The organism is Amycolatopsis oliviviridis (assembly GCF_014654365.1).
Taxonomy (GTDB): Bacteria; Actinomycetota; Actinomycetes; order Mycobacteriales; family Pseudonocardiaceae; genus Amycolatopsis; species Amycolatopsis oliviviridis.
In genome coordinates this window covers 412,204-437,266 of the sequence record NZ_BNAY01000003.1, presented here as the reverse complement: position 1 = coordinate 437,266, position 25,063 = coordinate 412,204, and the positions used below count along the sequence as shown (strand labels likewise).

The following is a 25,063-nucleotide window of genomic DNA, read 5'->3' as shown; positions in this document are numbered from 1 at the left end:
CTATCCACCTGGAGGGATCTGTGGGCGAAGCAGTGGGCAGACGCGCGGTGCTCGGGGGCGCGGCGGCGGCCGGTGTCGCGATGCTGGCGGCGAACACGGCCACGGCGCAGGAGCCGCGGCGGGGGCAAGGGCGGTTCGCGGGCAAGGTCGTGATCGTCACGGGGGCGACGTCGGGGATCGGCCGGGCGACGGCCATCGCCTTCGCCGCGGCCGGTGCCAAGGTCGGTTTCTGCGGCAGGCGGGAAGACCTCGGCCGCGAGGTCGAACGGGAGATCCGCCGGGCGGGCGGGGGAGCGACCTACCTTCGCGCGGACGTCCGGGTCCCCGAGCAGTTCCAGGCCTTTGTGGACGGTGTCGCCGTCCGGTACGGCAGGCTCGACATCGCGTTCAACAACGCGGGGATCCACCTCGGCAAGCCGTTGCACGAGATCTCCCTCGACGAATGGGAGAACGTGCAGCGCACCAACGCGCGCGGGGTGTTCCTCTCGATCAAGCACGAGATACCGCACCTGCTGAAGGCGGGCGGCGGGGTGATCGTCTGCACCGCGTCCGCGCAGGCCGAGCAGACCAGGCCGGGGCACGCCGCCTACACGTCGAGCAAACGCGCCGTTCAAGGGCTGGTGCGCGCGGCGGCGCTGGACTATGGCGCGAAGGGGATCCGGGTGCTGGCGATCGACCCGGGGACGATCGACACCCAGCTGGTGCGCCCGCCGGGTGTTCCGGACGACCAGTGGGCGCAGTTCAAGAAGGCTTGGGGGCCGTTGAACGTTCACGGCCTGCCGAGGATGGGTGAGGCGACGGACATCGCTTCGGCCGTGCTCGGTTCACCCCGCCCGGCTGAAGTACATGATGGCCCCCTTCCTTGCGATAGGCGCAAGGAAGGGGGCCTTCATGTACTTGGAAAACTCAAGAGCCCGGAGCGCATTTCTTGGCGGCGGACGCGGCGGCCAGCAGTTCCGGTGTGTCCATTTTGATCGACGCGAAGGGATCGGTGGTCTCCGTGAGCGGCTTCTGCGCCGCGTCCAGTGCCTTGAGACCGGCGTCCAGCGCGGCCTGGCTCTTGGAGGCGTCCAGCTTCCGCTTCCCTTCCGCCGCCGCGTCCCTCGCCGCCGTGTAACTGTCCACAAGGGACTTCCTTGCCGCGTCTCCGCCAGGGACCGGCGACGCGGGCAGCGCGCTCAGCTCGTCGACGACCTTGCCCGCCAGCTCGGCGCGGACACCGAGGTCTTGGCTCAGCCAGGGCCTCGTCACCTCGACGCCGGAACCCTGCTTGCTCGCGTGGTCGTTGCTGGCCTTCACGTAACCGTGGATCGCGCCGCACATCCCGTCCAGCCAGGCCACCGTCTTGGCGTCCGGCCCCGGGAGCGGGGTCGGCGACGGGGTGACCGTGACCGTCGCCGGTGTCGCAGGGGGAGCAGCCTCACCCGAACAAGCCGTCGTCGCGAACAGAGCCCCCAGCAGGGCGGCGAACAGAATTTTCGTCTTCATAGGACCTTCCCTCCGGGGTGAACACGCCCCGGAGGGGTCTTGGGTTGCCTGCCGGTTTCAGTCGCAGTCGCCCATGATCCCGGCCAGCTCGCCGGGCAGCAGCGGCGGTTCCGGCAACGGGTTCGCGGCGGGCGCGCGCATCCCGTCGAACAGCAGGGCGAGATGGCGGCGCCAGACCTCCGGCCGGACGGCCGATGTAGCCTCGACGGTGCGTGCGATTCCCCAGGTCACGAAGGCCATGTCCGCAAGGGTGAAGTCCTCGCGCAGCGCCCCGCTCTCCTTGGCGCGTTCGACGACCCGGGTCATGAGTTCGTACCCGCGTTCGAGGTCCTCGGCCTGCGGCGGCCGCGTCGAGGCCAGCTCGTTGTAGCCGCGATCGGCGGCCTGCAGTTCGCAGACCCGTTCGATGAACGACGTCAGCCCGGCCCAGGCGTCGTCGAGGGACAGGGCGTGTTCGGCCAGCTTCGCGACGGTCTCGGCCCGGTCGGCGAACACCGCGTTCACCAGATCCGCGCGCTGGGGGAAGTGGTTGTACAGCGTGCCGATGCTGACGCCGGCGGTCTTGGCGATCTCTTCGAGCGCGACGTCGAGGCCGCGCACCGCGTAGAGCCCCCTGGCGGCTTCGATCAGCAGGTCGCGGTTGCGCTGGGCGTCCTTCCGCAGGGGTTTGGTCATGCCCGCATCGTAGTCAAGTTGAAGGTGGCCTCAAGTTGTGTGTACCTTCGAAGAAGTTGAGGGTATCCTCAACTTATCTGCGCTGGGAGGAACCATGACCAAAACGCTCGCGATCTTCGGCGCCGGACCGGTGCTGGGGCTGTCGCTCGCCCGCCGTTTCGGCCGCGAGGGCTTCCGTATCGCCCTCGTCGCGCGCACCACCGAGAATCTCGACGCGCTCGTCGCGGAACTGGACGGCGACGGCATCGAAGCGAGCGGATTCGTCGCCGACGTCTACGAACCGGCGCGAATCGAGGCCGCCGTCACCGCCATCGGCCGGATCGACGCGGTCGCCTTCAACCCCGGCGGCGGGAGCATGGGCGAGGGGATCGTGCCGGTGCTCGACGTCGATCCGGAGAACCTGCGGCTGATCCTGGACCGGTTCCTGGTGTCCGCGGTGGCGCTGGTCCGGGCCGTGCTGCCGGGCATGACCGAGCGCGGCGACGGCGCGATCCTGTTCACCGCGGGCCAATCCGGCCTGCACCCGGCGCCGTTCCTCGGCAACGCGGGCATGGCGCAGGCCGCGCTGCGGAACTACTTCCACAACCTGAACGCCGTACTCGCCGAGAAGGGCATCTATGCCGGGGCCGTCAACGTCGGTGCGCTGATCGAGGGCAGCGTCCCGCATCGGGTGCTCACATCGAGCCCGCTGGACTTCGAGCCCGAGGTGATCCACCCGGACGTCTTCGCCGATGCCTTCTGGAAGCTTTACGCGACGCGGGAGTCTCCCGAAGCGCTGGTCGGCTCTTTCGGGAAGTAAGACGGAGTGGGTCGAGGTGGTCGTGAGTGGTAAATGTCGTTCTAACGTCACTTACCACTCACGACCAACCCGGCCGGACGGGTTCTGTGCCTTCACGGACTCGGTGATCGCCACGTTCGCCACAGGCGCACCAGAGGTCGCAGAGAGAGCGCGGGAAGGCCCCCTTTCCTCGGCTCAGCCGGAGAAACCCGACCTTCGCGGACAGCCAGAGAAGGACGGCGGAGGTGAGCCCTCGGTCCCGACGCCCTCGCGCGCCTGAGGTACATGAAGGCCCCCTTCCTTGCGCCTAGGTACAGGAAGGGGGCCTTCATGTACTGGTTACTTCTCGATGGCGTAGGCCTCGATCTCGACCTTCATCTTCGGGTCGAGCAACGCCGTGACCTCGACCATGGTGGCCGCGGGCAGGACGTCGCCGAAGGCTTCGCGATGCGCCCGCGCCACCAGTTCGGCGTCCTTGATGTCGGTGACGTAGGTGACCGTGCGCACCACCGCGGCCAGGCTGGAACCGGCCTCCCGCAGCGCGGTCTCGATGATCGAAAGCACGGCCGACGCCTGTTCGTACGCGTCTCCCGAACGGAACGGTTCGCGAGCCGTCGTCCCGGAAACGTGGATGTGGTCGCCGACGCGCACCGCCCGGCTGTAACCGAAGATCTGCTCGAAGTCCCCGCCGGAGGAGATGTTCACCCGTTCAGTCATGCCCGAACGAAAGCACAGTGGCGGCCGGAGCGGAACCGGTTTCGACTCACCCATGATCGAACACGTTCAGGTGGCGACCCGGCTTTCGAGTTGAGGCTCCCGGAGCGGCTTGTAGCGTCGGGCTGAGTTCGCTCGTCACCGGGAGGCTCGTCGTGGTCGTCGCTCAGCGCCGGCGTCGTGCACTGAAACCGTTGTCACGAAGGGTCTTTTCCTTCGGCACAGTGCTCGCTGTCCTTTTCGGAACCCTGGTCACGACGGGGACGGCGCAAGCGGCGACGTGGCCGGTGCAGGGCGAGAACGATCCGTCGACGTTCGACTGCGACCACCTGTACTACAGCAATTTCCGCTCCGGCATGCAGTTCCGTGCCGGCGCCGCGGGGGACGCGGAGATCCAGAACACGGTGATCAGCAAGCGCGCGGGCGCGGGCCCACCGGACTACTGGTCGACGAACCTGGCGCTGGGCAAGGATCCGGACACCGGCCGGGTCGCCGCGTTCTACTCCAGCTACACCACCGGGAATCTCACGCTCTACAAGCACGTGTCGGGCACGAACACCGTCACCGACGAGATCGCCGGAGGCGAGTCCCGCAAGCTCCCCGCCGGGGTCAACTGGGGCGGACTCGGCGCCGATCCCGCGACCGGGATGCTCTACGGCGCGCAGAACGGCGGGGCGCCGGTGTTGTTCGCGATGAATCTCGCCAGTGGCGCGACGAAGACCTTCTCCCGCGGGTCCACGCTGAAGCCCGTTCCGGCGAACGACCCCGTCTTCACCGGGGGATCGCTCGTCCCCGACCTGTTCGTCGATTCCTCCGGCGGGGTGTACTACGGGATCGTCTACGGCGGCCAGAGCTACATCTACCGCTTCGATCCGGACACCGGCGAGACCACCCAAGCGGTCAAGGTCACCGGTCCCGGATCGTCCAACGGCTTCAACAACTACGGCATGGCCTTCCTGAACGGGTCGATCTACCTCGGTTACTACGGTGGCGCGCTGTACAAGGTCGACCCACGCACCGGTGTTTCCCGGCAGGTGCCCGGCGGCAACGCGCACACCAACCAGGTCGGCCGGATCACCTCCGAATCCGGCGGGACCTGGCCCATCACCGACCTCGCCAGCTGCTCGATCGCCCCGGATCTGACGAAACGGCTCGTGGTCGCCAAGAAGGCGGACAAGACCGACGCGAAACCGGGCGACAAGGTCACCTATACCGTCACGGTCGCCAACGAGGGAACGGCGACGGCGCCCGGGACGGTCGTCACCGACGATCTGACCGGAGTGGTGGACGACGCCGCCTACAACGACGACGCGAAAGCCCTGTCCGGCGGCACCGAGCTGGCGAAACCCCGCTACGACGCTGCGGGGAAGCGGCTGACCTGGACCGGCGACCTCGATCCCGGCGCGACCGTGACGATCACCTATTCGGTGACGATCGGTTCGCCACCGGGCGGCGACAAGAAGCTCGACAACGTCGTGACCGTCCCGGACAGCAACTGCGCCGAGGGCGGAAATGACCCGGAGTGCACCGCGCAGGTCGCCGTGGCGACGTTGAAGATCGTCAAGACCAGCGCGCCGGCGAAGCCCATGCCGGGCCAGAAGGTCACGTACACGATCAAGCTCACCAACGACGGTACGGCCGACTGGGCGGACGCCACCGCCGTCGACGATCTGTCCGATGTGGTCGACGACGCGGCGTACAACAGCGACGCCACCGCGACCACCGGCCTCGTGACCTACTCCGCGACCGAAAAGACCCTGCGCTGGGCCGGTACCGTCGGGAAGGGCAGCACGGTCACGATCACCTATTCGGTGACCGTCGCCGACCCGCCGGGCGGGAACAAGCGGCTGACCAACGCCGTCGTCGGACCGGACGGCTCCACCTGCCCCGATGGCGCCACGGACCCGGATTGCGGCACCGACGAGCCGATCAACGCGGTCGTGATCACGAAGTCGGCCGCCCCGGACTCGGCCAAACCCGGCGACGTCGTGACCTACACGCTGACCGCGCGCACCCTCGACGGATCGGCCGCGGCAGGGGTGAAGCTCACCGACGACCTGTCCGGGGTCGTCGACGACGCCACCTACAACGGTGACGCCGTCGCCAAGGCCGACGGGACGCCCACCCCGGCACAACCCGGCTACGACAGCGCGACCACGACGTTGACCTGGACCGGGGACATCCCGGCCGGGAAGACCGTCACGATCACCTATTCGGTGAAGGTCGGCACGCCGCCGGCCGGGGACAAGGTGCTGCGCAACGCGGTCACCGGTCCGGACGGTTCGACCTGCCCGCCGGGCAGCACGGACCCGGCCTGCGGCACGGTGACCCCGATCGGCGCCCTGGAGATCAAGAAGACCGCGAGCCCGGCCTCGGCCATGCCCGGCGACAAGGTCACCTACACCGTGAAGGTGCGCAACGTCGGCTCTGCGGCCTACCCGGGCGCCTCGTTCAGCGACGACCTGACCGGCGTCCTCGACGACGCCACGTGGAACGGCGACGCCTCCGCCACCGCGGGCGCCACCACCTTCGACGAGCCGGGCCGGAAACTCACCTGGTCCGGTGACGTCGCCGCGGGGAGCACGGCGACGGTCACCTACTCGGTCACCGTCGGCAAACCGCCCGCCGGGGACCGGCGGCTGACCAACGTCGTCGTCGGACCGGACGGCTCGACCTGCCCGGAGAACAGCGGTGATCCCGACTGCGCGACCGAAACCCCGCTCGGGGCGCTGGTGCTGGCCAAGACCGCGGCACCGGCGAGCGCGAAGCCGGGCCAGATCGTCACTTACACGGTGACCGCGAGCAATCCGGGGACCGGCGTCTACCGCGACGCGCGGTTCACCGACGATCTGAGCGGCGCACTGGACGACGCGACCTACAACCGGGACGCGCGGGCCACGGCGGGCACCGTCGCGTACGCGGAGCCGAACCTGACCTGGACGGCGGACCTGCCGGCGGGTGCCACGGTGACCATCACCTATTCGGTGACCGTGAACAAGCCGCCCGCCGGGGACCGGACGCTGCGCAACGCCGTGACCGGCACCGACGACTCGACGTGCCCGCCCGGCTCGACGGATCCGGACTGCTCCGCCGTCACCCCGATCGCCTCCCTGAAGATCGTCAAGACCGCCGAGCCGTCCGCGCCCCGGCCGGGCGAGCGGCTCACCTACACGGTGCGCGTCGAGAACACCGGGACCGCGGCCTATCCGGGAGCGCGGGTCCGCGACGACCTGACCGGTGTCCTCGACGACGCGACCTACAACGACGACGCCACGGCGACCGGCGGCACCACCGGCTACGAGGCCCCGGTGGTGACCTGGACCGGCGACGTCGCGGCCGGTGCCACGGTGACCATCACCTATTCCGTCACCGTGAACAGCCCGCCCGGCGGCGACAAGAAACTCACCAACGCCGTCGTCGGGACCCCGGACGGCAACTGCCCACCGGATTCGGCCGATCCGGACTGCGGGACGGTCACTCCCGTGCCGTCGTTGAAGATCCGCAAGACGGCCACCCCCGAGGAGGTCAAGACCGGCGACACGGTCACCTACACCGTCACCGTCGAAAACGTCGGCGCGGCAACGGATCCCACCGCGTCGTTCACCGACGACCTCTCCGGCGTGCTGGACGACGCCACCTACAACGGCGACGCGAAGACGGACACCGGCACGGTGACCGTCACCGTCGTGAAACCGGCCCTGACCTGGACCGGCTCGCTCGCTCCCGGTGACAAGGCCACCATCACCTATTCGGTCGTCGTGACCAACAAGGGGGACAAGCGCCTCGTCAACGTGGTCACCGGGTCCGGATCCAACTGCGAAGAGGGCTCCGAAGACCCCGACTGCCGCAACGAACTGCCGACACCGGCGTTGCGCATCACGAAGTCGGCCGACCCGGCGGTGGCCGCGCCGGGCGGCAAGGTCACGTACACGGTGGTCGTGCGCAACACCGGTCAGGCGCCGTATCCGGGTGCTTCGTTCACGGACGATCTGACCAAGGTCCTCGACGACGCGACCTACAACGAGGACGCGAAGGCCACCGCGGGCAGCGTCGCTTACAAGGCACCGAAACTGACCTGGACCGGCACTGTCGCTCCAGGGGCCACGGTGACCGTCACCTACTCGGCCACTGTCGCGAAACCCACGCGCGGGGACCACTTCCTGGACAACGCCGTCTCAGGTGACGAGGGGACCAACTGTCCGCCGTCGGGGCAGGCGGATCCCGCCTGTTCCACCCGCACCCCGGTGCTTTCGATGGTCATCGCCAAGTCGGCGTCGCCGTCGGGCAGCGTCGCCCCGGGCGGCAAGGTCGTCTACACGCTTTCCCTCACCAATACCGGCACCGGCGTCTACGACGACGCCGTCGTGACCGACGACCTGAGCGGTGTCCTCAGTGGAGCGACGTACAACGGTGACGCGAAAGCGACGAGCGGATCGGTCGCACTGACCGGGAAAACGCTTCGCTGGCACGGCAAGCTCGCCGTCGGCCAGAAGGTCGTCGTGACTTACTCGGTCACCGCCGGTTCCGGGGAAGGCAAGCTGCGCAACGCGGTCACTTCCACCACGCCCGGCGCCAACTGCGTCACCGCGGCTGAACCCGGCTGCTCGACCGAAACGCCGGTCACCCCGGGCGAGCCGCCGACGCCGCCTGTCGATCCGACGCCACCGGTGGATCCGCCGGATCCCGTCCGGCCGCCGGGCCCGGGACCGCTGGCCTCCACCGGTTCGCACACCGGTGATCTGCTGGCGCTGGCTTTCGCTGCCTTGCTGGCGGGGGTCTGGATGCTGCGGTACGCCCGCCGCCGGGCGCGCTGAGCGAGAAGACACTATTGAGGGGTAAGGCAAAGGTGTCTTGTCGGGTGTCAAGTGGGGTTGCCCCGTTTTGGCGGACAGGGTTGTTGAGGGTTGTGGTTAGGCTACTTGTGTGTGGTTGTGGAGGGTTTCCCAGCTTGCTGGGCTGTGGTAGTCGAGGCTGGAGTGTCGTCGGTGGGTGTTGTACCAGCCTTCGATATAGGTGAAGATTGCCTTGCGTGCCAAGGTTTTGGTGGGCCAGGCTTGCCGGTCGAGCAGTTCGGTTTTGATGGTGGCGAAGAATGATTCGGCGACGGCGTTGTCCCAGCATTCGCCTTTGCGTCCCACCGACAGGCGAACGTTGAGCTCGCGCGCGAGGCGTGTGTACTGGCTGGAGGTGTATTGGCATCCTTGGTCGGAGTGGAAGATCACTCCGGGGCCGGGTCGGCGTTGAGTGACCGCGGCGCGTAGTGCCTGGTCGATCAGGTCGGTGCGCAGGTTGTCCGCGGTCGCCCAGCCGACGACGCGGCGGGAGGAGATGTCGATCACCGTCGCCAGATAGAGCCAGCCTTCCCAGGTGTGGATGTAGGTGATGTCGCCGCACCAGCGCTGGTTGACGGTGGCGCCTGGGGTGAAGTCGCGGTGGATGAGGTCCTGCGCGGGACCGGCCCCGGGATCGGGGATCGTGGTGGTGCGCCAGCGTCGGGCCATCCGGCCGCGCAGGCCTTGGGCGCGCATCAGCCGGGCGATCCGTTTCCGTCCGTGCCGGTCCCCGCCCGCGGCCAGTTCCGCGTGGATCCGCGGGGCGCCGTAGGTGCCGGCGGAGCGGGCGTGGATCTCGGTGATCTTCCGGATGAGGGTGGTGTCGTCGCGGTCGCGGCGGGACCCGGCGGTGGCGCGGTGGGCGTAATAGGCGGCTCGGGAGACCTGAAGTAGCTCACAGGAACGCTTCACGTTGCCGGTGGCGCGGGCGTTCTCCGCCTCGATGAACGGATACACGTTCACCGGGTCTCGTTCGCGAAGAAAGCCGTGGCTCGTTTCAGGATCTCGACGTCTTCACGAAGCCGGCGGTTCTCGGCCTTCAACGCCGCCAGCTCGTCCAGCTCGCCGCTGGTCGGGCCGTCGGCCCGGGCCCCCGCGTCGATCTCGGCCTGCTTGATCCACTTCCGTACCGCGGAATCGGTCAACTCGAAATCGTGCACCACCTGCGGTATCGACCGCTCACCACGCTGGCATATCCCCACGATCTCGGCCTTGAACTCCGGTGTGAACACCCGCCGAGCCCGCTGAGGCTTCTTCTTGCCCATGGACACCATCATGAACATCCTTCCCAGCGACGCTACCCGCGCCCCTGATCCGAGATGTCCGCCAAAACGGGTCAAGCCCAAAGTCCGTGAAGGCCTCCTTGAGGGACTCTGGGGCCCTCAAGGAGGCCTTCACGGACCGGTGTTCGTCGGCGATCAGCGGCGTGGAGGGGACTTTCGCCTCATCGCGCGCGAAATGTCCCCTTCACCTCGGGTCCTTGCGGTCGGCAAGGGGCACTCCATCCGAGAGTGTTGTGAAAGCCACTTTCGCAACCTTCAAGGTTGCGAAAGTGGCTTTCACAACACCCGGGGGTCGATGTATGCGCGAGCGACAAAACACAACACCTTGGCCTTGCCCCTCAATAAAAAGCCCGGTGCGGATGTCCTGTGTGGACACCCGCACCGGGCTTGAAGTCCTACCCGGTCACTCGTCGCCCTCCGGCGGCTTTTCGTTCGCGGCGGGCGGGATGCCCTTCGTCAGTTCGACGATGGTCTTCCCGGCCATGCCCGACGCGCCGTAGGTCGGGTCGCTGAGGACCTTGACCGTCTTCTCGAGCGCGTCCGCGACCTTGGGGAACTTCTTGTGCAGGTCGCCGATCGGGAAGGAGTTCCAGTAGTCGAACTTCTTCAGGATCTCGTCTTGCTCTTTCTTGGGCAGCTTCTCCAGCGACTGCGTCAGCTTCTCGCGCACGACCCTGAGCGGCATGTCGCTGAGCTTCTCGGGCTTGCCGTCCGGCTTCGGGGGCTTGCCGTCCGGCGTGCTGTCGGCGGGCGGTTTGCCGGGCGGGCCTTCGATCGGCTTCTTGCCGGGGGGCATCGGGTGACCCCCCTTGGGCGGGGGCTTGGGCAGCTTGATCTTGCCGCCACCGAGCGTCAGCTTGACGACGTCGTCGGCCGCGCCGCGCGTCTTGACCAGGATCTTGATCATCTCGCCGAGCCGCTTGGCGCAGTCGGCGATCTGCTTGGCGATCTTGGCGATCGCCACACCGACCGTGGTCATGATGGAGGTGATCGCCGCGATGATCGAACCGCCGAACGTGACGGGCGCGAGCGCCACCGCCACGATCGCGGCCTTGAGGATGCCCGCCAGGGTCATGGCGATGATGTCGCGGACGATGCCGCGGACGGCGCCGATGATGGCACCGGCGATCCCCATCTGCTTACCGGCGAGGTTGAGGTAGTCCGACAGCGCGTCGATCTGGGCGCTGACGCCCTGCATGTCGGAGATGAAGTTGTCGGCGGACTCGCCTTTCCACTTCTCCGCCAGCTTGTCAGTGGCGGTCTTGTGGTCCTCCGCCCACTGCTTGACTTCCTTGCCCTCGTTGTAGATCGCCTCTTTGGCAGCCTCGATGCCCTTCGGGTCACCCAGCAGGAAGTCCAGCGGCCAGCGGAAGATGACGATGTGCTCGATCAGCCAGCCGATCCCGGCGGTGAGCAGTGACCCGATCGGGTCGACGACCATGCCGAGGATCTCGATGGCCATACCCGCGGAGGCCAGGCCGATGCTGAGCTGGTCGCCGGAGTCGACGGCCTTCTTCAGCGCGAAGGCGGAGTCGAAGAAGCCCGCGCCCGCGGTGTCGCCGCTGCCCGCGAGGAAGTTGTTCTTCTCGTCCTTGAAGTCCTCGGCCTTGGTGCCGCTGCCGTTCCCGAAATCGTTACGGTGGTACTCGTCGCTCACTTGACCTTCACCTCCTCGATGCCGTCGCCCGCCGCGGTGATCAGCTTCTCGGTTTCCGCTTCGTTGGCGTCGTACTTCTTCGCGGCTTCGCGCACCCTGTCGGAGAACTCCTTCACGTTGTCCGAGTACTTGTTTAGGTGGTCCCGGGCTTTTCCGCAATGCATGCTCGCGCCGGCGCCGTAGATCTGGCCGCCGAAGATGCCGAAGATTCCGGGGTCCGCCACACAGCTGCCCACCATGTCGGCGCTCTTCTTCAGCGCGTCCTCGAGCTTGTCGAGATGCGTGGCGAACGCCGTCATGTCCTCGGTCTTGACTTCGAATCCGCTCACCAGGGGCTCATTTCATCGTCGTCGGGATTGGCCGGTCGCCGGGGCCGGGGAGACGCGGGAGGCGGCTGCTGTGCGGGACGGCCCGGCTGTTGCGGCGGGTAGCCCGGCTGCTGCGGGGGCCGGTAACCCGCCGGGGGTGGCGGTTGCCGGTAGCCCGGGGGTGGCGGCGGCCGGTACCCGGCCTGCTGACGCGGGTCCTCGTTGTGCGCCTCCGGAGCCCACTTGTCCTGTTCGGAACCGTCCTGGGCGCCTTCCTCTTCCTCGACCTTCGGCAGGAAGGTCCGGACCAGCTGGGCTGCCTCGTCCTCGCCGTTGATCTCGGTGTAGGACTCCGTGACCTTCTCGACGGTCTGGCGCTGCGCCTGACGCACGGTCTGCATGACGATCGAGGAGAGCTTGGCCGGGCTCATCGAAGTCGCCCGGTTGCCGAACTCGATGGCGCTCAGCGAGCCGTTGGCCTCGACCGTCACCTTCACCGTGCCGTCGGGGGACTGCACCGTGGACGCCGAGGCGGTGAACGCCTCGGACAGGGCCTTGGCCTTCTCTTCGAGTTTCTTGGCTTCTCGCTCCAGAAGAAGGGCGAAGTCCTCACCTGCATCGAAATTGGGTTGCATGCGTCGCCTTGGCTCGGTTCGGATCGGGCACGAATGATGGGGTTCGCGAGAGGTCGGTACCGGCCTCCGAAGACGCCGCGGGAAACACCCCAGCCTTCTCCTCGGGAGGGTAGACCAGTCGTTTCCGGTCCGCAGTGAAGCCCTGCGGACCTTTCGCGATCGGCCGGGAGCTGGTTCGCTCGTATCGGTACCACCGCGCGGGTACCCGGACAACCCTCGATGACCGGGGTTTGCCCGAAAGGTCCGTGCGCGTGTCAGATCAGGACGACGTGCGAAGGAAAGGCGGCGTGATGGGAACCGGACCGGTGGTTCGGAACGCCGAACGGGACGAAGTCATGGCCATCTGCCGCTTCGGAGAGGAGCACGTCCGAGCGCATTACGCGCCGCTGATCGGCGAGGAAGCCGCCGCCAAGCAGGTCCGGATGTGGTGGCACGAGACGAACATCGGCGGTGCCGTGGCCCGCGGCGCGGTGGTGGTCGCCGACGACGGCGGGCACCTGGCCGGCGTCGGGCAGCGTGGTCTCCACGGCGACGATCACGTGATCTACAAGCTCTACGTGCATCCCCGCCATCGTGGTGGCGGGCTGGGTGTCCGGCTGCTCGACGCCCTCATAGGACAGTTGCCCGAGGGCGCCGAGCGGGTGTACATCGAGCATTTCGCGGCCAACGAACGAGCCGGGGCGTTCTACGAGCGCGAAGGGTTCACAGTGGACAGGATCGAGCCGAGTTCCACCGGAGACCCCGCGCTCGGCGTGGTTTGGCGTGTCCGGGAGCTTCGCTAGCGGAGATTCCGGGCGAGGGCCCCGTCGAGCCAGCGGTCGACCTGACGCTGCCCGCGCAGGCGGACGATGACGAGGTCCGGGTAACGGTTCTCCTCGATGACCTTGTGGACGCGGGCCCGGATCATCGGGTGATAGCGCCAGGCGAGCCTGATGATGTGGTCGCGATCGGTGAAGAACGTGTGCAGCGGTCCCTCGACGTTGCCGCCGGCGATCTTCGAGCCACGCCCGACGCGGCGTTTCAGCGTCCGGACGACGGCGCGGGTCATGGTCATGACCCGCGGGTGATCGAGCCAGACCAGCACGTCCAGTCGTGCGGTCATCCGCTCCCGGACTTCTTCGCCCTGCCACTCGATGGCCCACTCTTCGCCGTCGAGGAACTCCAGGACGTCGGCCTGCCAGGTCTCCCGCACCGTCCAACCCGGACCGTGGAAAAAGGACTCGAACTCGACGAACGGCAGTCCCATGCGCTCGCACAGGGTTCGCGCCAGCGTCGACTTCCCGGATCCGGCGGGACCCGCCACCGCGGCCCGCCGGATCCGCCGTCCGGGAAGGGCGTCGTCCGGCCCGATGATCTCCATGTCCGGGAGCATAGGGAGCGGCCAGGGCGGGCCCCTACCGGTTTTCGGCGGCCTTCTTGAGGTCCTTCAACCAGATTTCGAGGCCCTGGCCGAGCATTTCGGTGGAGCCCGGCACGTCCTTGTCGACCTGCGGTCCGGTGTGGCTCTCCTCGGTGCGGACGACGACGCCGCCGGGAACCTTGACGAAGTTCCAGACGTGGACGCCGTCGATGTGCATGCCGCCGGGGCCGTCGAGGGGACCGGTCCAGCGGAGGCACTTGCCCGGCTGGAGCTGCCGGACGGTGGACACGATGGTCACGTCACCGGGCGGGTAGGGCATGCCGGGCGGGACGGGGATCGTCCACTGGAACCGCGAATGCTTGCGCAGCGGGCCGGGGTCCAGACGCTTCATTTCGACCGGGATGACGGGGTTCTGCCAGGTCGGCCAGGCCTCGACGTCGGTCTGAAGGTTCCAGATGGTGCGCAGCGGCGCCTTGATGAAGGTCTCGGTGCGGTAGTGCACCTTGGCCGTCCGGTCGATGCCTTTGCCTTGGCAGGTCAGCGAAGCCGGCTTCGTGCCGTGCGCGGGAGTGGCGGCCTGGGCGGGTGCCGTGGCGCCGAGGACGCCCGTCAGGGCCAGCGGGACGGTGAGCAAGGCGGCGCGAATGCCGAACATGAGATTTTCCTCCGGTCTTGTTAGTGGATATCGCTATGGTTAGAACCTATAGCGAAACGGGAGTGGTGTCAACGAGGGAACGTCGTCGAGATCCCGGATGACGGTGCGTTCATCGACGGTGATCGAGTGCGTAACAAGCCCGAAGCCCGGAGCGACTACCCAGCACCGCCGGGTCGGGCGGTTCGTTCTGGGATGGAAAAGTCCGGGGGTGCGGCGTGACCGATCTCGTCGAGGTGTGCGTCGGCGAGGACCCGGTGGTCGACGTCGTCTTCGTGCACGGTCTGGACGGCGATGCCCGCGAGAGCTGGTCTGCCGGGACGAGCGATTCGTTCTGGCCGGAGTGGCTGGCGGAGGAGGTCGGCGGGCTGGCCGTCTGGTCGCTGGGGTACGACGCGGCGTCGAGTGGCTGGCTGGGGCACGCGATGCCGATCCAGGACCGGGCGATCAACCTGCTCGCGCGGCTGGAGAACGACGGGATCGGGCAGCGTCCGCTGTGTTTCGTCACGCACAGTATGGGCGGCCTGGTGGTCAAGGAGATGCTGCTGCACGCGGCCGAAAGCCGCTCGGGCTACGCCGAATTCGCCACCGCCACCCGCGGCGTGGTGTTCCTGGCCACCCCGCACACCGGTTCCGACGTCGCCACGAAGGCGATCGTCAAGGCTTTGGGCGTCGTGTTCCGGAGAACAGTGGCGGTCGGCGCCCTGGAACGCAACAGCGCGCATCTGCGCCAGCTCAACACCCGGTACCGGAACTGGGCCACGGATCCCCAGGTGCGAATCGGGCACAAGATCTTCTACGAGACGCGGTCGACCCGCGGTGTGCACGTGGTCGACGCGGGCTCGGCCGATCCCGGCATCCCGGGCCAGACACCCATCCCGGTGGACGCGAACCACATCGAGATCTGCAAACCGGTCGAGCGGAACGACCTGGTTTACGGGCAGATCAAGCGTTTCGTCGCCGGAATCGCCGAAGCGGTGAAAGCGGGCGGGACCGCACCCCCGGGTCCCGGGCCGCCGGAAGACAGCGGCTACTGGCACCAGGTCACGCAGATCGCACCCGCGGAACTCTCCGAGCGGGAGGAGGAACTCGCGGCGCTCACCGAGTTCTGCACCGCGGAGGAAGTGGACGTCCCCTACCGGTGGTGGCGGGGAGAGGCCTGGACGGGCAAGTCGGCGTTGATGTCGTGGTTCGTCCTGCATCCCCCGGAAGACGTACGGATCGTCTCCTTCTTCGTCACCGCGCGGCTGCAGGGGCACAACGACCGGGCGGGATTCGTCGAGAACGTAGTGGAGCAACTCGAAGCACTGCTCGGGGCCGACCGGCGGGACCTCACGGAGAACACCCGGGAGTCCTACCTGCTGAAGCTGCTCGCCGACGCCGCGAGCAGGTGCGAAGCAGTGGGCAAGCGGCTGGTGCTCCTCGTCGACGGCCTCGACGAAGACAGTGGGGTGACCACCGACCCGGACGCGCGAAGCATCGCCGCGCTACTGCCGTCGCGGCCGCCCTCGGGTACGCGGGTGATCGTGACCGGACGCCCGAATCCCTTGGCACCGCTCGATGTCCCGTCGAGTCATCCGCTGCGCGACGACACGATCGTCCGGCGGCTGTCCCCGTCGCGAGCGGCTCGGGACGTGCGGCGGGAGATGGAACAGGAACTGCGGAGACTCCTGAAAGGCGAGCCCCGCGACCGGGATCTCCTGGGCCTGCTGACCGTGGCGGGCAGTGGCCTGACCGCGGACGAACTGGCCGGACTGATCGGCTCGACGGCTCAAGACGTCGAATATCGCCTCGGCACCCGGACCGGTCGCAGCTTCGTTCGTCGCGACGACATGTACGTGCTCGGCCACGACGACCTCCGCACGACGGCCTTGGCCATCCACTCGACGCAAGAGCTCGACCGGCACCGAGACCGGATTCACCGCTGGATCGATCGCCACCGGGAGCAGGGCTGGCCGGACGCGCCTTCCCGGTTTCTGCTGCGGGGGTATCTCGCGATGCTCGTCGACCGGAAGGACCGGGCACGATCGCTGTCGTTGACGACCGACCCCACACGACATCAGTGGCTGCTGGCACAGACCGGCGACGACGTCCACGCGCTGCGAGAGATCAAGACCGCACTGGCGCTGTACGTCGCTGATGAGCCTTCGGACCTGGCCGCCATCGGTACCCTCGCGTTCTTCCGCGACGAACTCGAGACCCATGTCAAGAGGCCACTGACCGGCCTGCCGACGATCCTGGTGCTCTTGGGTCAGCCGGGGAGGGCCAAAAGCCTCGCGGAGGTCGCCGAAAACACTACGTGGGCCTGGGACAGGCTGATAGCGAGAGTGGCCGAGACCGGTGACATCGACACTGCCGTGGCCTGGCTGTCACAGGTGCCGGAGGAGCCGTGGGGTAACTCCCACCGGGTGGCGAAGATGGCCATCGTCACCGCCATGACCGTCGCTCACCGCGACGCCGAAGCGCGGGAGCTCGCCGACCGGACGGCTTGGCCGTGGGGCACGATCGCGCTGGCCCGGGGCCATGCCGAGACGCGCCGGACCGAGGAGGCCCTGCGACTGCTGGATTCCGTGACGGAGGGTCTGCAGCCGGACCACGCGGTCGCGGTGGTGAAGCTCCTCGTGAGACTCGGTGACGTAGGTCGTATCGAAGCCTTGGTCGCCCGAGCAGATACGAACGAGCTCAAGGCCAGGCTGCTGGCCGCTGCCGCCGCCGGTTTGATGCCGACCGACCGCGAACAAGCCGAACCGATGCTCGGCAGGGCCGAAGACTTCCTTGCGACCGGGCCGCGACCGGAGAAAGACGCCGACACGGTCACCGACTTGTGCTTGGCGCGTATCGCCATGGACGACTACGAATCGGCCCTCCGTGACATCCGTTCGGCGAATGCCCCGGGGCCGCGAGAGTGGGTGTTCGTCCGGCTGGCCATGCGCCTGACCGCCGTCGGCCGCTGGGAAGACGCTCTGCGAGTGGCGCGTTCTTTCCGGGATCCGTATGCGACCGTCAAGGCGCTGGCCGCGGTCTTCCGATGTCTGGATCCGGTTCCGGACGAACCTCGGATCAGGCAATTGATCACCGAAGCCGAAGTGGTCGCGACGAGCTATCACCGAGAACACGATCTTCTTAATGCGACCGTCAGCATCCGGGCGGGAAGTCTGCTCGAAGGGGCCAGGATCCTGGTCACGGCGGAACCGTTCGACGTGGCCACCGGTGCCCCCTCGGAACAGGCGGTGCGGCAGGCCCGGGTCTGGACGGCTCAGGCGGAACAGATCCATCGCACAAAGGACAACCTGCAAGAACGGGCTTACGCTCTCGGTGACCTGGCGATGGCGCTGGTGACGGCCGAGAGCGAGAAAAGCCTGACCCGGCGGACGATCGCACTGGCCCGAAAGCATCTCGACGAACTCGCTCCCCGGCTCGGAGCCACCGCGATGGGACAGCTCGCGCTGGCGGCGGCTGAATTCGGCGACCACGACACAGCTGTCAAGCTGACCGAAACGGCCATCGCCAGGATAGAGGAAAGAAACGATCGCTATTCCTCGTACTACTACTGCATGGCCGCTTTCACGGTGTCGAAAGCATGGGACAAGGCCCAGTCGCTGGCCGAGTCCTTCGCCGGCCGTCCGGGCTATCATTTCGCGGAGAAGCGCACTTTCACGGATGCCTGGCTCGCCGCGGGAAAAGAGCTGTCCGCGGTGTCGTCCTTCGTTTCCGTGCGCGATCTGGTCGTCATGCTGGTCAAGAGCGGGCGAATCGAGGAAGGGGAAACCCTGATCGTTTCTCTTCCCGCCGGTGCGAGGCTCGGCGCACAGGCGAGGATGGCCAGGGAACTGGCCGTGCTGGGGGAGCAAGAGGCTTTGAACCGAGTCCTGGCTTCGATGGACGACAGCGGATCGGCGGACCTGGCCGCCCAAAAACTTGACACGGTTCTCGACGGAATGGTCGCCTACGCCGTCGCCGGCCGGGCGGACGACGCGGAGCGACGACTGCGGGCCGCGGCCGACCAGTGTCATTCCCTGTCCGGCTTTCGGCAGCCGGACGCGTACCTCGCCGTCGTCCGCGCCCTCTGCGAGTTGCCCAAGAGCGTGCAAGGATCCGTCACCGGGCACCTGTCGACTCTGGTGACGACGATCAGGTCGTTGAAAATCAGGGGAATCGAGTCCCGCGCGGCGTATTTGACCCGACTGGTGTCCGTTCTGACCCGAGGCGGGCAAGACCTGCTCGCGACTCATGTCGCCGCCGAAATCTCGGAGTCGTGGAGCGACGGGGGAAAACAACCCGCTGAGCACCTGCGTCTCGCCTCGGCGCTGGGCGACGGTCCCGTGCACGACAAGCTGGCCTGCGAGCAACTGGCAGGCGCCTGGAAGAACGACTCGTGGTCACTGCCGCTGAGGGAGGTCGCGCGCCGCCGCCCCGAGGTCGTCGAAACGCTGGCGAAACTCGTGCTCTCGCACTGGGATCAGCCGATCAAGGGAATCGCATAGCTGACCCGCCCCGGCGAAAACCGGGACGGGCCAGCGGATGTCACGAGTGCTGTGAAACGACGGCCGGACGCGCGGCCGTCGCGGTTCCCGCCTTCGGTACCGGCAGGGGATGCGGCGCGATGTCGAGGTCACCGTTCGGGAGCAGGCCGTCGACGAGGTATTCCTTGCCGATCCGCTGCGCCTCCCGGTTGACCATCGACGGGTGGCTGCCGAACACGCAGTGGGTCCCCGCCCCGCGTTCGGTCACCAGCACCGAAGTGGGCAACTGCCGGTGCATCGCGATCGTGTTCGCGTACGGCGTCGCGGAGTCTCCTTCGACACCGAACATCAGGATCGGCGGCAGGTTCTTCCCCGACGGCACGATCCGCTGGTCGTGTACCGGCCAGTTGGCGCAGGCCGACGGGATCGACACGTTGTACCAGGCGAAATCGCTGGTCTTGGCCAGCTCGCCGAAGTCGCGTTCGATCTTCGTGCGGTCCGTCGGAGCGTCGGAGTCGACACAGGCGATCGAGATCATCCCCGCGATGAAGCTCTCGCCCGCCGCGCCACCCGATGGGGTCGCCCAGTCCAGCACGGCGCGATCGTCGCCGCGCAGCACGTAGTCGGCCATCGCCTTCGCGAGGGGCTCCCAGTAGAGCTCGTGGGAGAGGTTGGCGATGTAGACGTCCAACAGTTCCACCGCGCCGACGTTCTTCGACGGCCCGCGCGGCGCCTTCCGGAAGTCACCGAGCAGTTTCTGCCAGGCCGCGTTCACCTCCTCGTAGGTCTTGCCGAGGTGGAAAACGTTGTCGTACTGGGCGATCCAGCTCAAGTAGGCCTTTTCGCGAGCGACTCCCGCGGTGACCTGACCGGTCGAGTTCCCGTACCACATCTGCGGTTCCACCGGGTTCATCGAGCTGTCGAGGACCATCCGGTCGACCCGGTCCGGATATCGCTCGGCATACGCGCTGCCGAGATAGGTGCCGTAGGAATAGCCCAGGTAGCTGATCTTCTCCTCGCCGAGCAGCGTGCGGACGCGGTCCATGTCCTGGATCACGTTGCGGCTGCCGGTGTGCTGCAGCTTGTCGCCGTTCTTTTCCGCGCAGGATCGGGCGAAAGCCTTCCAGCGATCCCAGCTCTTGTCCCGTTCCTCAGGCCGGTCCGGGTCGGGCTGCAGCTGGCGCCAGTAGTCCTCGCCGACGCAGCTGAGCGGCTGGCTGTGGCCGGTGCCGCGGGAATCGAGGCCGACGATGTCGTAGGCCTCCAGCACTTCCTTGGGCAGCCGGGTGTACCCGGTCGCGTCCGGAAGGGACAGCTTTCCCGCCTGCATCACCGCGGAACCCGCCGGACCGCCGGGATTGACGAACAGCACGCCGCGTCGTTTCGCCGGGTCGGTGCTGGTGTGTTTCGAGACGAGCACGTCCATCCGCGCGCCGAACGGCCGCGAATAGTCGAGCGGGACGTTGACCGTCGCGCATTTCAGCGCCGGGTACGCCTGGGCGACATCCGCCGGGCAGGCCCCGAAGTCGAGCTGCGAAACGGCTCGCGCCGGTGTACTGACGGCCGCCGCGGTGCCCAAGGTGAGCAGCGCGGTCAGGCCGATGGTGAGGAATCTCCTCATTCGAACCCCCAGTTCGATCGGACCTGGGGAATGTAGCGGCAATCCCGGCGTCCCGTCCGGGCATTCACGAAGATCGGAGAGACGCCTAGGCGAGTTCGTTGACGGTCTTGCCGTCCCCGTCCAGGATCTTGATGGTCGGCCGGTCGTTCTCGTCGACCTGGAGCACGATTCGCGGACGCCCTTGGGAATCGCACAACGCCAGTTGCGCGCCAAAGGCGGTGTGGCAGCCGAAGAGCGCGCGCGGCGTGGCGCGGACGCCGGGTCCGGCGTCGGGATCCGGAATGCCGTTGATGGTCAGGCCCGCGCCGCCCACACCGTCCTTCGCGGACAGGCTGAGGTTGATCCCGTCCACCGCGTGCGGATAGTCGAAGGCGATGTGGCCGCCGGTGGGGTGGACGAGCAGGCCGCCCTTTTCGTCTCCGGTCTCGTCGTTGAAGATCAGATAAGAGCCGTTCTCCGGCCCGGAGCGCCGCTCGGGCGGGTAGGTCTGGCCGTCGACGATCAGCGGCGGCTTGCGGCTGTCGAGCAGGAACCGCTGCCGTCCTCGCTTGTCCACCACGGTGAACGACGGGCTCACCTGGTGCTTGTCGTTCATCGCGGAGTCGGCAGTGGACTCCGTCGCGCCCGCGGTTCCACCGGCCAGCAACGCGCCGCCGGCGGTCGCCGCCATCCCGAAGGCCGCCCGTCGCCCGAGATCCCCTGTCATCGCCCAGACCCCTCAAGTCGGTTGCCCGGAAGCTAGCAAGGATCTTCGCTGGATGTGACAGATGGCAATCATGTGTCACTCGCATGGAGCAACATGGGTGTGCGAAGAATTTCCGAATGTGCGGACAATTCTGCTGGCATTGATACCGGCTGTGACTGGTCGACAAAGTGCTATCGCACTGTCGGAATTCCAGATTGCCGTCTGGCGAACGGAGTTCATCTGATCGGAAGTGTGCCCTCGGCAGGATTCGAACCTGCGACACCTGCCTCCGGAGGGCAGTGCTCTATCCCCTGAGCTACGAGGGCGTTGCCGCCTGAGCGACTCGTGAAGCTTAGCGCACCCCGCGCGGCCTCCTCGCGCGAGGTGGTCGTTAACCCTGGTGGTGCTCGACGACGCGGGCCAGGAGCCGGGTCAGCTGTTCCCGTTCGGCGGGGTCGAGCGGGGCGAGGAAGACGCCCTGGGTCTCGCTGACCAGGTCTTCCAGGTGTCCCAAACGTCGCGTGCCCGTGTCGGTGAGGGTGATCAGGTTGCGCCGCCCGTCCGCGGGATCGGGGGCGCGTTCGACGTAGCCCGCGTCGGCGAGTTCGTTGATGACGGCGACGACGTCGCTGCGGTCGATGCCGGTGCAGCGGCTCAAGGTGGCCTGGCTCGACGGGCCGTTCTCGTCGATCGCGGCGAGGATCCCGTAGTGGTACCGGCGGGCGCCGCTGCGGGCGAACTCGTCCATGGCGAGCCGGTGGGCCACGGTGGCGGCCTGGTTGACCAGCCAGCTGGCCTTGGCGCGGAGTCGGGCGGGGGCGGTGCTCATCGGGGCAGCGTACCGAACCGTTGGCGCGACCAACGAACCCTGCTAGCGTTGGTGGGACCAACGAACTGGAGGACGTCGTGATCGAACCGTTCGAAGTCCGGATTCCCGAAGCCGACATCGCAGATCTGCGGGCCCGGCTGCGTGCCACGCGCTGGCCGGAGCCGGCGACCGTGGACGGCTGGGAGCAGGGTGTCCCGCTGGAGTTCGCGCGCGAGCTGTGCCGCTACTGGGCGGAGGATTACGACTTCGGCCTGGCCGGCCGGGTCAACGCTTTCCCGGGGTTCAAGACCACTGTGGACGGTCTCGGGATCCACTTCCTGCACGTCCGCTCGCCCGAGCCGGACGCGACGCCGCTCGTGCTCACGCACGGCTGGCCGGGTTCGGTTGTCGAGTTCCTCGACGTGCTCGGCCCGCTGACCGATCCCGCGGCGCACGGCGGCGACCCGGCGGACGCGTTCCACGTCGTGGCGCCGTCGCTGCCGGGCTTCGGCTGGAGCGACAAGCCGTCGTCGACGGGGTGGAACGTCGAGCGCATCGCCCGGGCGTGGGACGAGCTGATGGGGCGGCTCGGGTACGAGCGCTACGTCGCGCAGGGCGGCGACTGGGGCGCGGGGGTGACGAACATGCTCGCCAAGGTCGCGCGGGAGCGGGTGATCGCCGTCCACGTGAACATGGCGGGTGTCCCGTACGACGCGGCCGAGCTGGGTGAGCCGACCGCGGACGAGCGGGCGGCGATCGAAGACCTCGCGCGGTTCCGCGAGGTCGGGTCCGCGTATTCGCAGCAGCAGGCCACGCGGCCGCAGACGGTCGGCTACGGCCTCACCGACTCGCCCGCGGCGCAGGCGGCGTGGATCGCCGAGAAGTTCTGGGAGTGGACCGACAACGACGGCTCGCCGGAGACCGCGCTCTCGTGGCGGCGGATGCTCGACGCGATCTCCGTCTACTGGTTCACCGGGACGGCGGCTTCGTCGGCTCGGATCTACTGGGAGAACAAGGAGCGGGACGTCTCCGCGATTGAAGTTCCTTCGGGTATCTCGATCTTCCCGCGCGAGATCATCCGCCCTTCGCGGCGCTGGGCGGAGCTGCGCTACACCGATCTTCGCTGGTACGAGGTGCTGGACGAGGGTGGCCACTTCGCCGCGTTCGAGCAGCCGGAGACCTTCGTCGGTCAGCTGCGGGGGTTCTTCCGGTCGCTCCGGTAGCGGTGCGTGGTGGTTTCAGGTTTCGGGAAGGCCCTCCTGGGGGATGGATTCCGTGTGTGGCTTAAGACATGGTGAACTTAGGCTCACCTGTATTGCACATATGCGCATGTGACAATATATTCGGCCTGTCGACTTCACGAGAGGCGGAGCAATGGGTCACGGGCACGGGCATGGGACGACCTCGCCGTCGAGCGCGTCAGGCCGCTACCTCAAGAGCCTGACGATCGCCCTGGTCATCGGTGCGGGCTTCATGGTGATGGAGTTCATCGTCGGGTTCGCCACGGGCTCGCTCGCGCTGATCTCCGACGCCGCGCACATGTTCACCGACGTCCTGGGTGTCGGCATGGCACTGGCGGCCATCCTCCTGGCCCGGCGCAGCGGTCCGACGCTCACCCGCACGTTCGGCTTCTACCGGGCCGAGGTGCTCGCGGCGCTGGGCAACGCCATCCTGCTGTTCGGCGTCGCGGGCTACGTGCTGGTCGAGGCCATCGGCCGGATCAGCGACCCGCCAGCCGTGCCCGGCCTGCCGGTCCTGCTGGCCGCCGCCGCGGGCCTCGTCGCGAACATCGTCTCCTTCCTGATCCTGCGCAAGGGCGCGGAGGAGAGCATCAACGTCCGGGGCGCGTACCTCGAAGTCCTCGCCGACCTGATCGGCTCCGTAGGCGTGCTGCTGAGCGGTGCGATCACGCTGCTGACCGGCTGGCGCTACGCCGACCCGATCATCGGTGTCGCGATCGGCCTGTTCGTCCTGCCCCGCACGTACGCGCTCGCCCGGCGCGCGCTGCGGATCCTGTTCCAGCACGCGCCGAAGGGCGTCGACGTCGCCGGGATCCAGGCCGAACTGGGTGGGCTGAAGGGCGTCGAAGACGTCCACGACCTGCACGTCTGGACGCTGACGTCGGGGATGGAGGTCGCCTCGGCGCACCTCACCATCGCGCCGACCGTGGAGCAGGCGGAGGTACTGACGGAGGCGCAGAACCTCCTGGCGAGCCGCTACTCGATCGAGCACGCGACCCTGCAGATAGAAGTGCCCCAATGCGCGCAACGGTGCCGGGAACTCTCCTGGTAGCCGCTCCCCGCCGGATGTCATGAAAGGGCCGTTCAAGACGAAAAACGTCTTGAACGGCCCTTTCATGACATCCGGAAGTGCCAGGGTGGCGTCAGGCGGGGAGCGGTGAGGCGCCGCGCTCCTGCAGGAGGTTCTTCATCAGCGTCATCTCCGCGCCCTGCGACACGAGCATGCTCTGCGTCAGCGACTTCACGTCCGCGATGGACGTGTGGTCGTTGCCGTACTGGGCCATCTCGGTCCCGCCCATGTGGTGCCGCAGCATCAGCTGCAGGAAGAAGACGTCCATCTCCTTGCCGGTCAGCGAACGCAGCTTGGCCAGCTCGGCCGACGTCGCCATCCCCGGCATCGGGGCGCCGTTCGACGGCTTCATGTCGGCGCCACCGTGTCCGCCGTGGCCTGAAGGCTCGGTCATCCAGGTCATGTAGGCGCCGGTCGTCTGCTCGGGCTGGCCCCACAGGCCCAGCCAGCCCTTCATCCGGCCGACCTGGCCGGTCTGCGTGCGCTCGATGTCGAACGCGAGGGTCTTGATCGCCGGATCGGTCGTGTGGTCCCGCGCCCAGCCCGCCATGGTGACGGCCTGGAGGTGGTGCACCGACATGTCCTGCGCGAAGCCGACCTCGACCGAACCCGCACCCGGGGTCGTCTGCTCCGGCTCGGAGTCGATCAGCCTGGTCGTCAGGGCGCCGAGGCCGAAGCCCAGGATCAGCATGACGACCAGGGCGGCCCCGATCACCAGCCACCGGCTCTTGGCCGAGCGCGGCACCTCGTCGCCGGGTTCGTCGACGTACTGGAGATCGGGGTCCATCTGGCTC

Annotated in this window: 20 protein-coding genes, 1 tRNA gene and 1 pseudogene; 7 read left to right on the top strand and 15 right to left on the bottom strand. The window is 67.7% G+C overall.

Annotation, left to right across the window (positions count from 1 at the left end; all coding sequences use genetic code 11):
- Positions 1 to 20 precede the first annotated feature (20 nt).
- Positions 21 to 974, top strand: coding sequence for an SDR family NAD(P)-dependent oxidoreductase (locus tag IE302_RS15170; RefSeq protein ID WP_229907775.1), 954 nt, complete (start codon positions 21 to 23; stop codon positions 972 to 974).
- On the opposite strand, the gene IE302_RS15165 is transcribed toward IE302_RS15170, so the two are convergent.
- The gene (locus IE302_RS15165) at positions 907 to 1,488 is read right to left on the bottom strand and encodes a hypothetical protein (protein WP_191255159.1); all 582 of its coding nucleotides are present in this window, start codon (positions 1,486 to 1,488) and stop codon (positions 907 to 909) included. The genes IE302_RS15170 and IE302_RS15165 overlap by 68 nt on opposite strands.
- A 57-nt stretch (positions 1,489 to 1,545) precedes the next feature.
- Positions 1,546 to 2,163 (bottom strand): TetR/AcrR family transcriptional regulator, encoded by a 618-nt coding sequence (locus IE302_RS15160; RefSeq protein ID WP_191255158.1) that lies wholly within the window; start codon positions 2,161 to 2,163, stop codon positions 1,546 to 1,548.
- A 94-nt stretch (positions 2,164 to 2,257) separates the two neighbouring features.
- On the opposite strand from IE302_RS15160, the gene IE302_RS15155 reads away from it, so the two are divergent.
- Positions 2,258 to 2,962, top strand: coding sequence for an SDR family NAD(P)-dependent oxidoreductase (locus tag IE302_RS15155; protein ID WP_191255157.1), 705 nt, complete (start codon positions 2,258 to 2,260; stop codon positions 2,960 to 2,962).
- A 318-nt stretch (positions 2,963 to 3,280) separates the two neighbouring features.
- Here IE302_RS15155 and IE302_RS15150 read toward each other — a convergent pair whose 3' ends face one another.
- Complete coding sequence (locus IE302_RS15150) at positions 3,281 to 3,658, bottom strand: RidA family protein (RefSeq protein ID WP_229907774.1); 378 nt, start codon at positions 3,656 to 3,658, stop codon at positions 3,281 to 3,283.
- A 221-nt stretch (positions 3,659 to 3,879) separates the two neighbouring features.
- Here IE302_RS15150 and IE302_RS15145 point away from each other — a divergent pair, with 221 nt between their 5' ends.
- A complete protein-coding gene (locus IE302_RS15145) occupies positions 3,880 to 8,469 on the top strand; it encodes a DUF7927 domain-containing protein (RefSeq protein WP_229907773.1) in 4,590 nt (1,529 codons plus the stop codon).
- A 96-nt stretch (positions 8,470 to 8,565) separates the two neighbouring features.
- On the opposite strand, the gene IE302_RS15140 is transcribed toward IE302_RS15145, so the two are convergent.
- The 5 genes and pseudogenes from IE302_RS15140 to IE302_RS15120 all read right to left on the bottom strand — a co-directional run bounded on the left by IE302_RS15140 (position 8,566) and on the right by IE302_RS15120 (position 12,370).
- Positions 8,566 to 9,450 carry an IS3 family transposase gene (locus IE302_RS15140; protein WP_191255155.1) on the bottom strand — a complete coding sequence of 295 codons (885 nt, stop codon included), beginning with the start codon at positions 9,448 to 9,450 and terminating at the stop codon, positions 8,566 to 8,568.
- Positions 9,450 to 9,752: pseudogene (locus IE302_RS15135) on the bottom strand (transposase); the annotation flags it as partial. The pseudogene IE302_RS15135 and the gene IE302_RS15140, both read right to left, overlap by 1 nt.
- A gap of 421 nt (positions 9,753 to 10,173) precedes the next feature.
- Complete coding sequence (locus tag IE302_RS15130; RefSeq protein ID WP_191255153.1) at positions 10,174 to 11,427, bottom strand: WXG100 family type VII secretion target; 1,254 nt, start codon at positions 11,425 to 11,427, stop codon at positions 10,174 to 10,176.
- A complete protein-coding gene (locus IE302_RS15125) occupies positions 11,424 to 11,756 on the bottom strand; it encodes a hypothetical protein (protein ID WP_373307981.1) in 333 nt (110 codons plus the stop codon). Before IE302_RS15125 ends, IE302_RS15130 begins: the two co-directional genes overlap by 4 nt.
- A complete protein-coding gene (locus IE302_RS15120; protein ID WP_191255152.1) occupies positions 11,753 to 12,370 on the bottom strand; it encodes a YbaB/EbfC family nucleoid-associated protein in 618 nt (205 codons plus the stop codon). Before IE302_RS15120 ends, IE302_RS15125 begins: the two co-directional genes overlap by 4 nt.
- A 290-nt stretch (positions 12,371 to 12,660) precedes the next feature.
- On the opposite strand from IE302_RS15120, the gene IE302_RS15115 reads away from it, so the two are divergent.
- Positions 12,661 to 13,152: a GNAT family N-acetyltransferase gene (locus tag IE302_RS15115; RefSeq protein ID WP_191255605.1), complete on the top strand. Its 492-nt coding sequence runs from the start codon at positions 12,661 to 12,663 to the stop codon at positions 13,150 to 13,152.
- Here IE302_RS15115 and IE302_RS15110 read toward each other — a convergent pair.
- Both IE302_RS15110 and IE302_RS15105 read right to left on the bottom strand, forming a co-directional pair.
- Entirely contained in the window at positions 13,149 to 13,730 is a 582-nt protein-coding gene (locus IE302_RS15110) for a P-loop NTPase family protein (protein ID WP_191255151.1), read from the bottom strand. The genes IE302_RS15115 and IE302_RS15110 overlap by 4 nt on opposite strands.
- A gap of 34 nt (positions 13,731 to 13,764) precedes the next feature.
- Positions 13,765 to 14,385 carry an SRPBCC family protein gene (locus tag IE302_RS15105; protein WP_191255150.1) on the bottom strand — a complete coding sequence of 207 codons (621 nt, stop codon included), beginning with the start codon at positions 14,383 to 14,385 and terminating at the stop codon, positions 13,765 to 13,767.
- A 215-nt stretch (positions 14,386 to 14,600) separates the two neighbouring features.
- Between IE302_RS15105 and IE302_RS15100 the strand changes: the two genes are divergently transcribed.
- Positions 14,601 to 18,866 carry an alpha/beta hydrolase gene (locus IE302_RS15100; RefSeq protein ID WP_191255149.1) on the top strand — a complete coding sequence of 1,422 codons (4,266 nt, stop codon included), beginning with the start codon at positions 14,601 to 14,603 and terminating at the stop codon, positions 18,864 to 18,866.
- Between the two features lie 40 nt (positions 18,867 to 18,906).
- Here IE302_RS15100 and IE302_RS15095 read toward each other — a convergent pair whose 3' ends face one another.
- From IE302_RS15095 to IE302_RS15080, 4 genes are all read right to left on the bottom strand, one after another.
- Positions 18,907 to 20,466, bottom strand: coding sequence for an alpha/beta hydrolase (locus tag IE302_RS15095; protein WP_191255148.1), 1,560 nt, complete (start codon positions 20,464 to 20,466; stop codon positions 18,907 to 18,909).
- 85 nt (positions 20,467 to 20,551) lie between these two features.
- Positions 20,552 to 21,172 (bottom strand): hypothetical protein, encoded by a 621-nt coding sequence (locus IE302_RS15090; protein WP_191255147.1) that lies wholly within the window; start codon positions 21,170 to 21,172, stop codon positions 20,552 to 20,554.
- A gap of 232 nt (positions 21,173 to 21,404) precedes the next feature.
- Positions 21,405 to 21,477, bottom strand: a tRNA-Arg gene (locus tag IE302_RS15085).
- Positions 21,478 to 21,542: 65 nt separating this feature from the next.
- Entirely contained in the window at positions 21,543 to 21,980 is a 438-nt protein-coding gene (locus IE302_RS15080; RefSeq protein ID WP_191255146.1) for a MarR family winged helix-turn-helix transcriptional regulator, read from the bottom strand.
- Positions 21,981 to 22,057: 77 nt separating this feature from the next.
- Between IE302_RS15080 and IE302_RS15075 the strand changes: the two genes are divergently transcribed.
- Together IE302_RS15075 and IE302_RS15070 are read left to right on the top strand one after the other, a co-directional pair.
- Positions 22,058 to 23,182 (top strand): epoxide hydrolase family protein, encoded by a 1,125-nt coding sequence (locus IE302_RS15075; protein ID WP_191255145.1) that lies wholly within the window; start codon positions 22,058 to 22,060, stop codon positions 23,180 to 23,182.
- 151 nt (positions 23,183 to 23,333) lie between these two features.
- Positions 23,334 to 24,251, top strand: a complete 918-nt coding sequence (locus tag IE302_RS15070; protein ID WP_191255144.1) for a cation diffusion facilitator family transporter — start codon at positions 23,334 to 23,336, stop codon at positions 24,249 to 24,251.
- 91 nt (positions 24,252 to 24,342) lie between these two features.
- Here IE302_RS15070 and IE302_RS15065 read toward each other — a convergent pair whose 3' ends face one another.
- Entirely contained in the window at positions 24,343 to 25,056 is a 714-nt protein-coding gene (locus IE302_RS15065) for a DUF305 domain-containing protein (protein WP_191255143.1), read from the bottom strand.
- Positions 25,057 to 25,063: the final 7 nt, after the last annotated feature.

What these genes read in the sequence shown, in the direction of transcription:
- IE302_RS15115 (WP_191255605.1), top strand. Translation starts at nt 12,661, where the DNA reads ATGGGAACCGGACCGGTGGTTCGGAACGCCGAACGGGACGAAGTCATG.
- IE302_RS15090 (WP_191255147.1), bottom strand. Translation starts at nt 21,172, where the DNA reads ATGACAGGGGATCTCGGGCGACGGGCGGCCTTCGGGATGGCGGCGACC.
- IE302_RS15160 (WP_191255158.1), bottom strand. Translation starts at nt 2,163, where the DNA reads ATGACCAAACCCCTGCGGAAGGACGCCCAGCGCAACCGCGACCTGCTG.
- IE302_RS15095 (WP_191255148.1), bottom strand. Translation starts at nt 20,466, where the DNA reads ATGAGGAGATTCCTCACCATCGGCCTGACCGCGCTGCTCACCTTGGGC.
- IE302_RS15120 (WP_191255152.1), bottom strand. Translation starts at nt 12,370, where the DNA reads ATGCAACCCAATTTCGATGCAGGTGAGGACTTCGCCCTTCTTCTGGAG.
- IE302_RS15155 (WP_191255157.1), top strand. Translation starts at nt 2,258, where the DNA reads ATGACCAAAACGCTCGCGATCTTCGGCGCCGGACCGGTGCTGGGGCTG.
- IE302_RS15110 (WP_191255151.1), bottom strand. Translation starts at nt 13,730, where the DNA reads ATGGAGATCATCGGGCCGGACGACGCCCTTCCCGGACGGCGGATCCGG.
- IE302_RS15105 (WP_191255150.1), bottom strand. Translation starts at nt 14,385, where the DNA reads ATGTTCGGCATTCGCGCCGCCTTGCTCACCGTCCCGCTGGCCCTGACG.
- IE302_RS15065 (WP_191255143.1), bottom strand. Translation starts at nt 25,056, where the DNA reads ATGGACCCCGATCTCCAGTACGTCGACGAACCCGGCGACGAGGTGCCG.
- IE302_RS15165 (WP_191255159.1), bottom strand. Translation starts at nt 1,488, where the DNA reads ATGAAGACGAAAATTCTGTTCGCCGCCCTGCTGGGGGCTCTGTTCGCG.
- IE302_RS15150 (WP_229907774.1), bottom strand. Translation starts at nt 3,658, where the DNA reads ATGACTGAACGGGTGAACATCTCCTCCGGCGGGGACTTCGAGCAGATC.
- IE302_RS15080 (WP_191255146.1), bottom strand. Translation starts at nt 21,980, where the DNA reads ATGAGCACCGCCCCCGCCCGACTCCGCGCCAAGGCCAGCTGGCTGGTC.
- IE302_RS15070 (WP_191255144.1), top strand. Translation starts at nt 23,334, where the DNA reads ATGGGTCACGGGCACGGGCATGGGACGACCTCGCCGTCGAGCGCGTCA.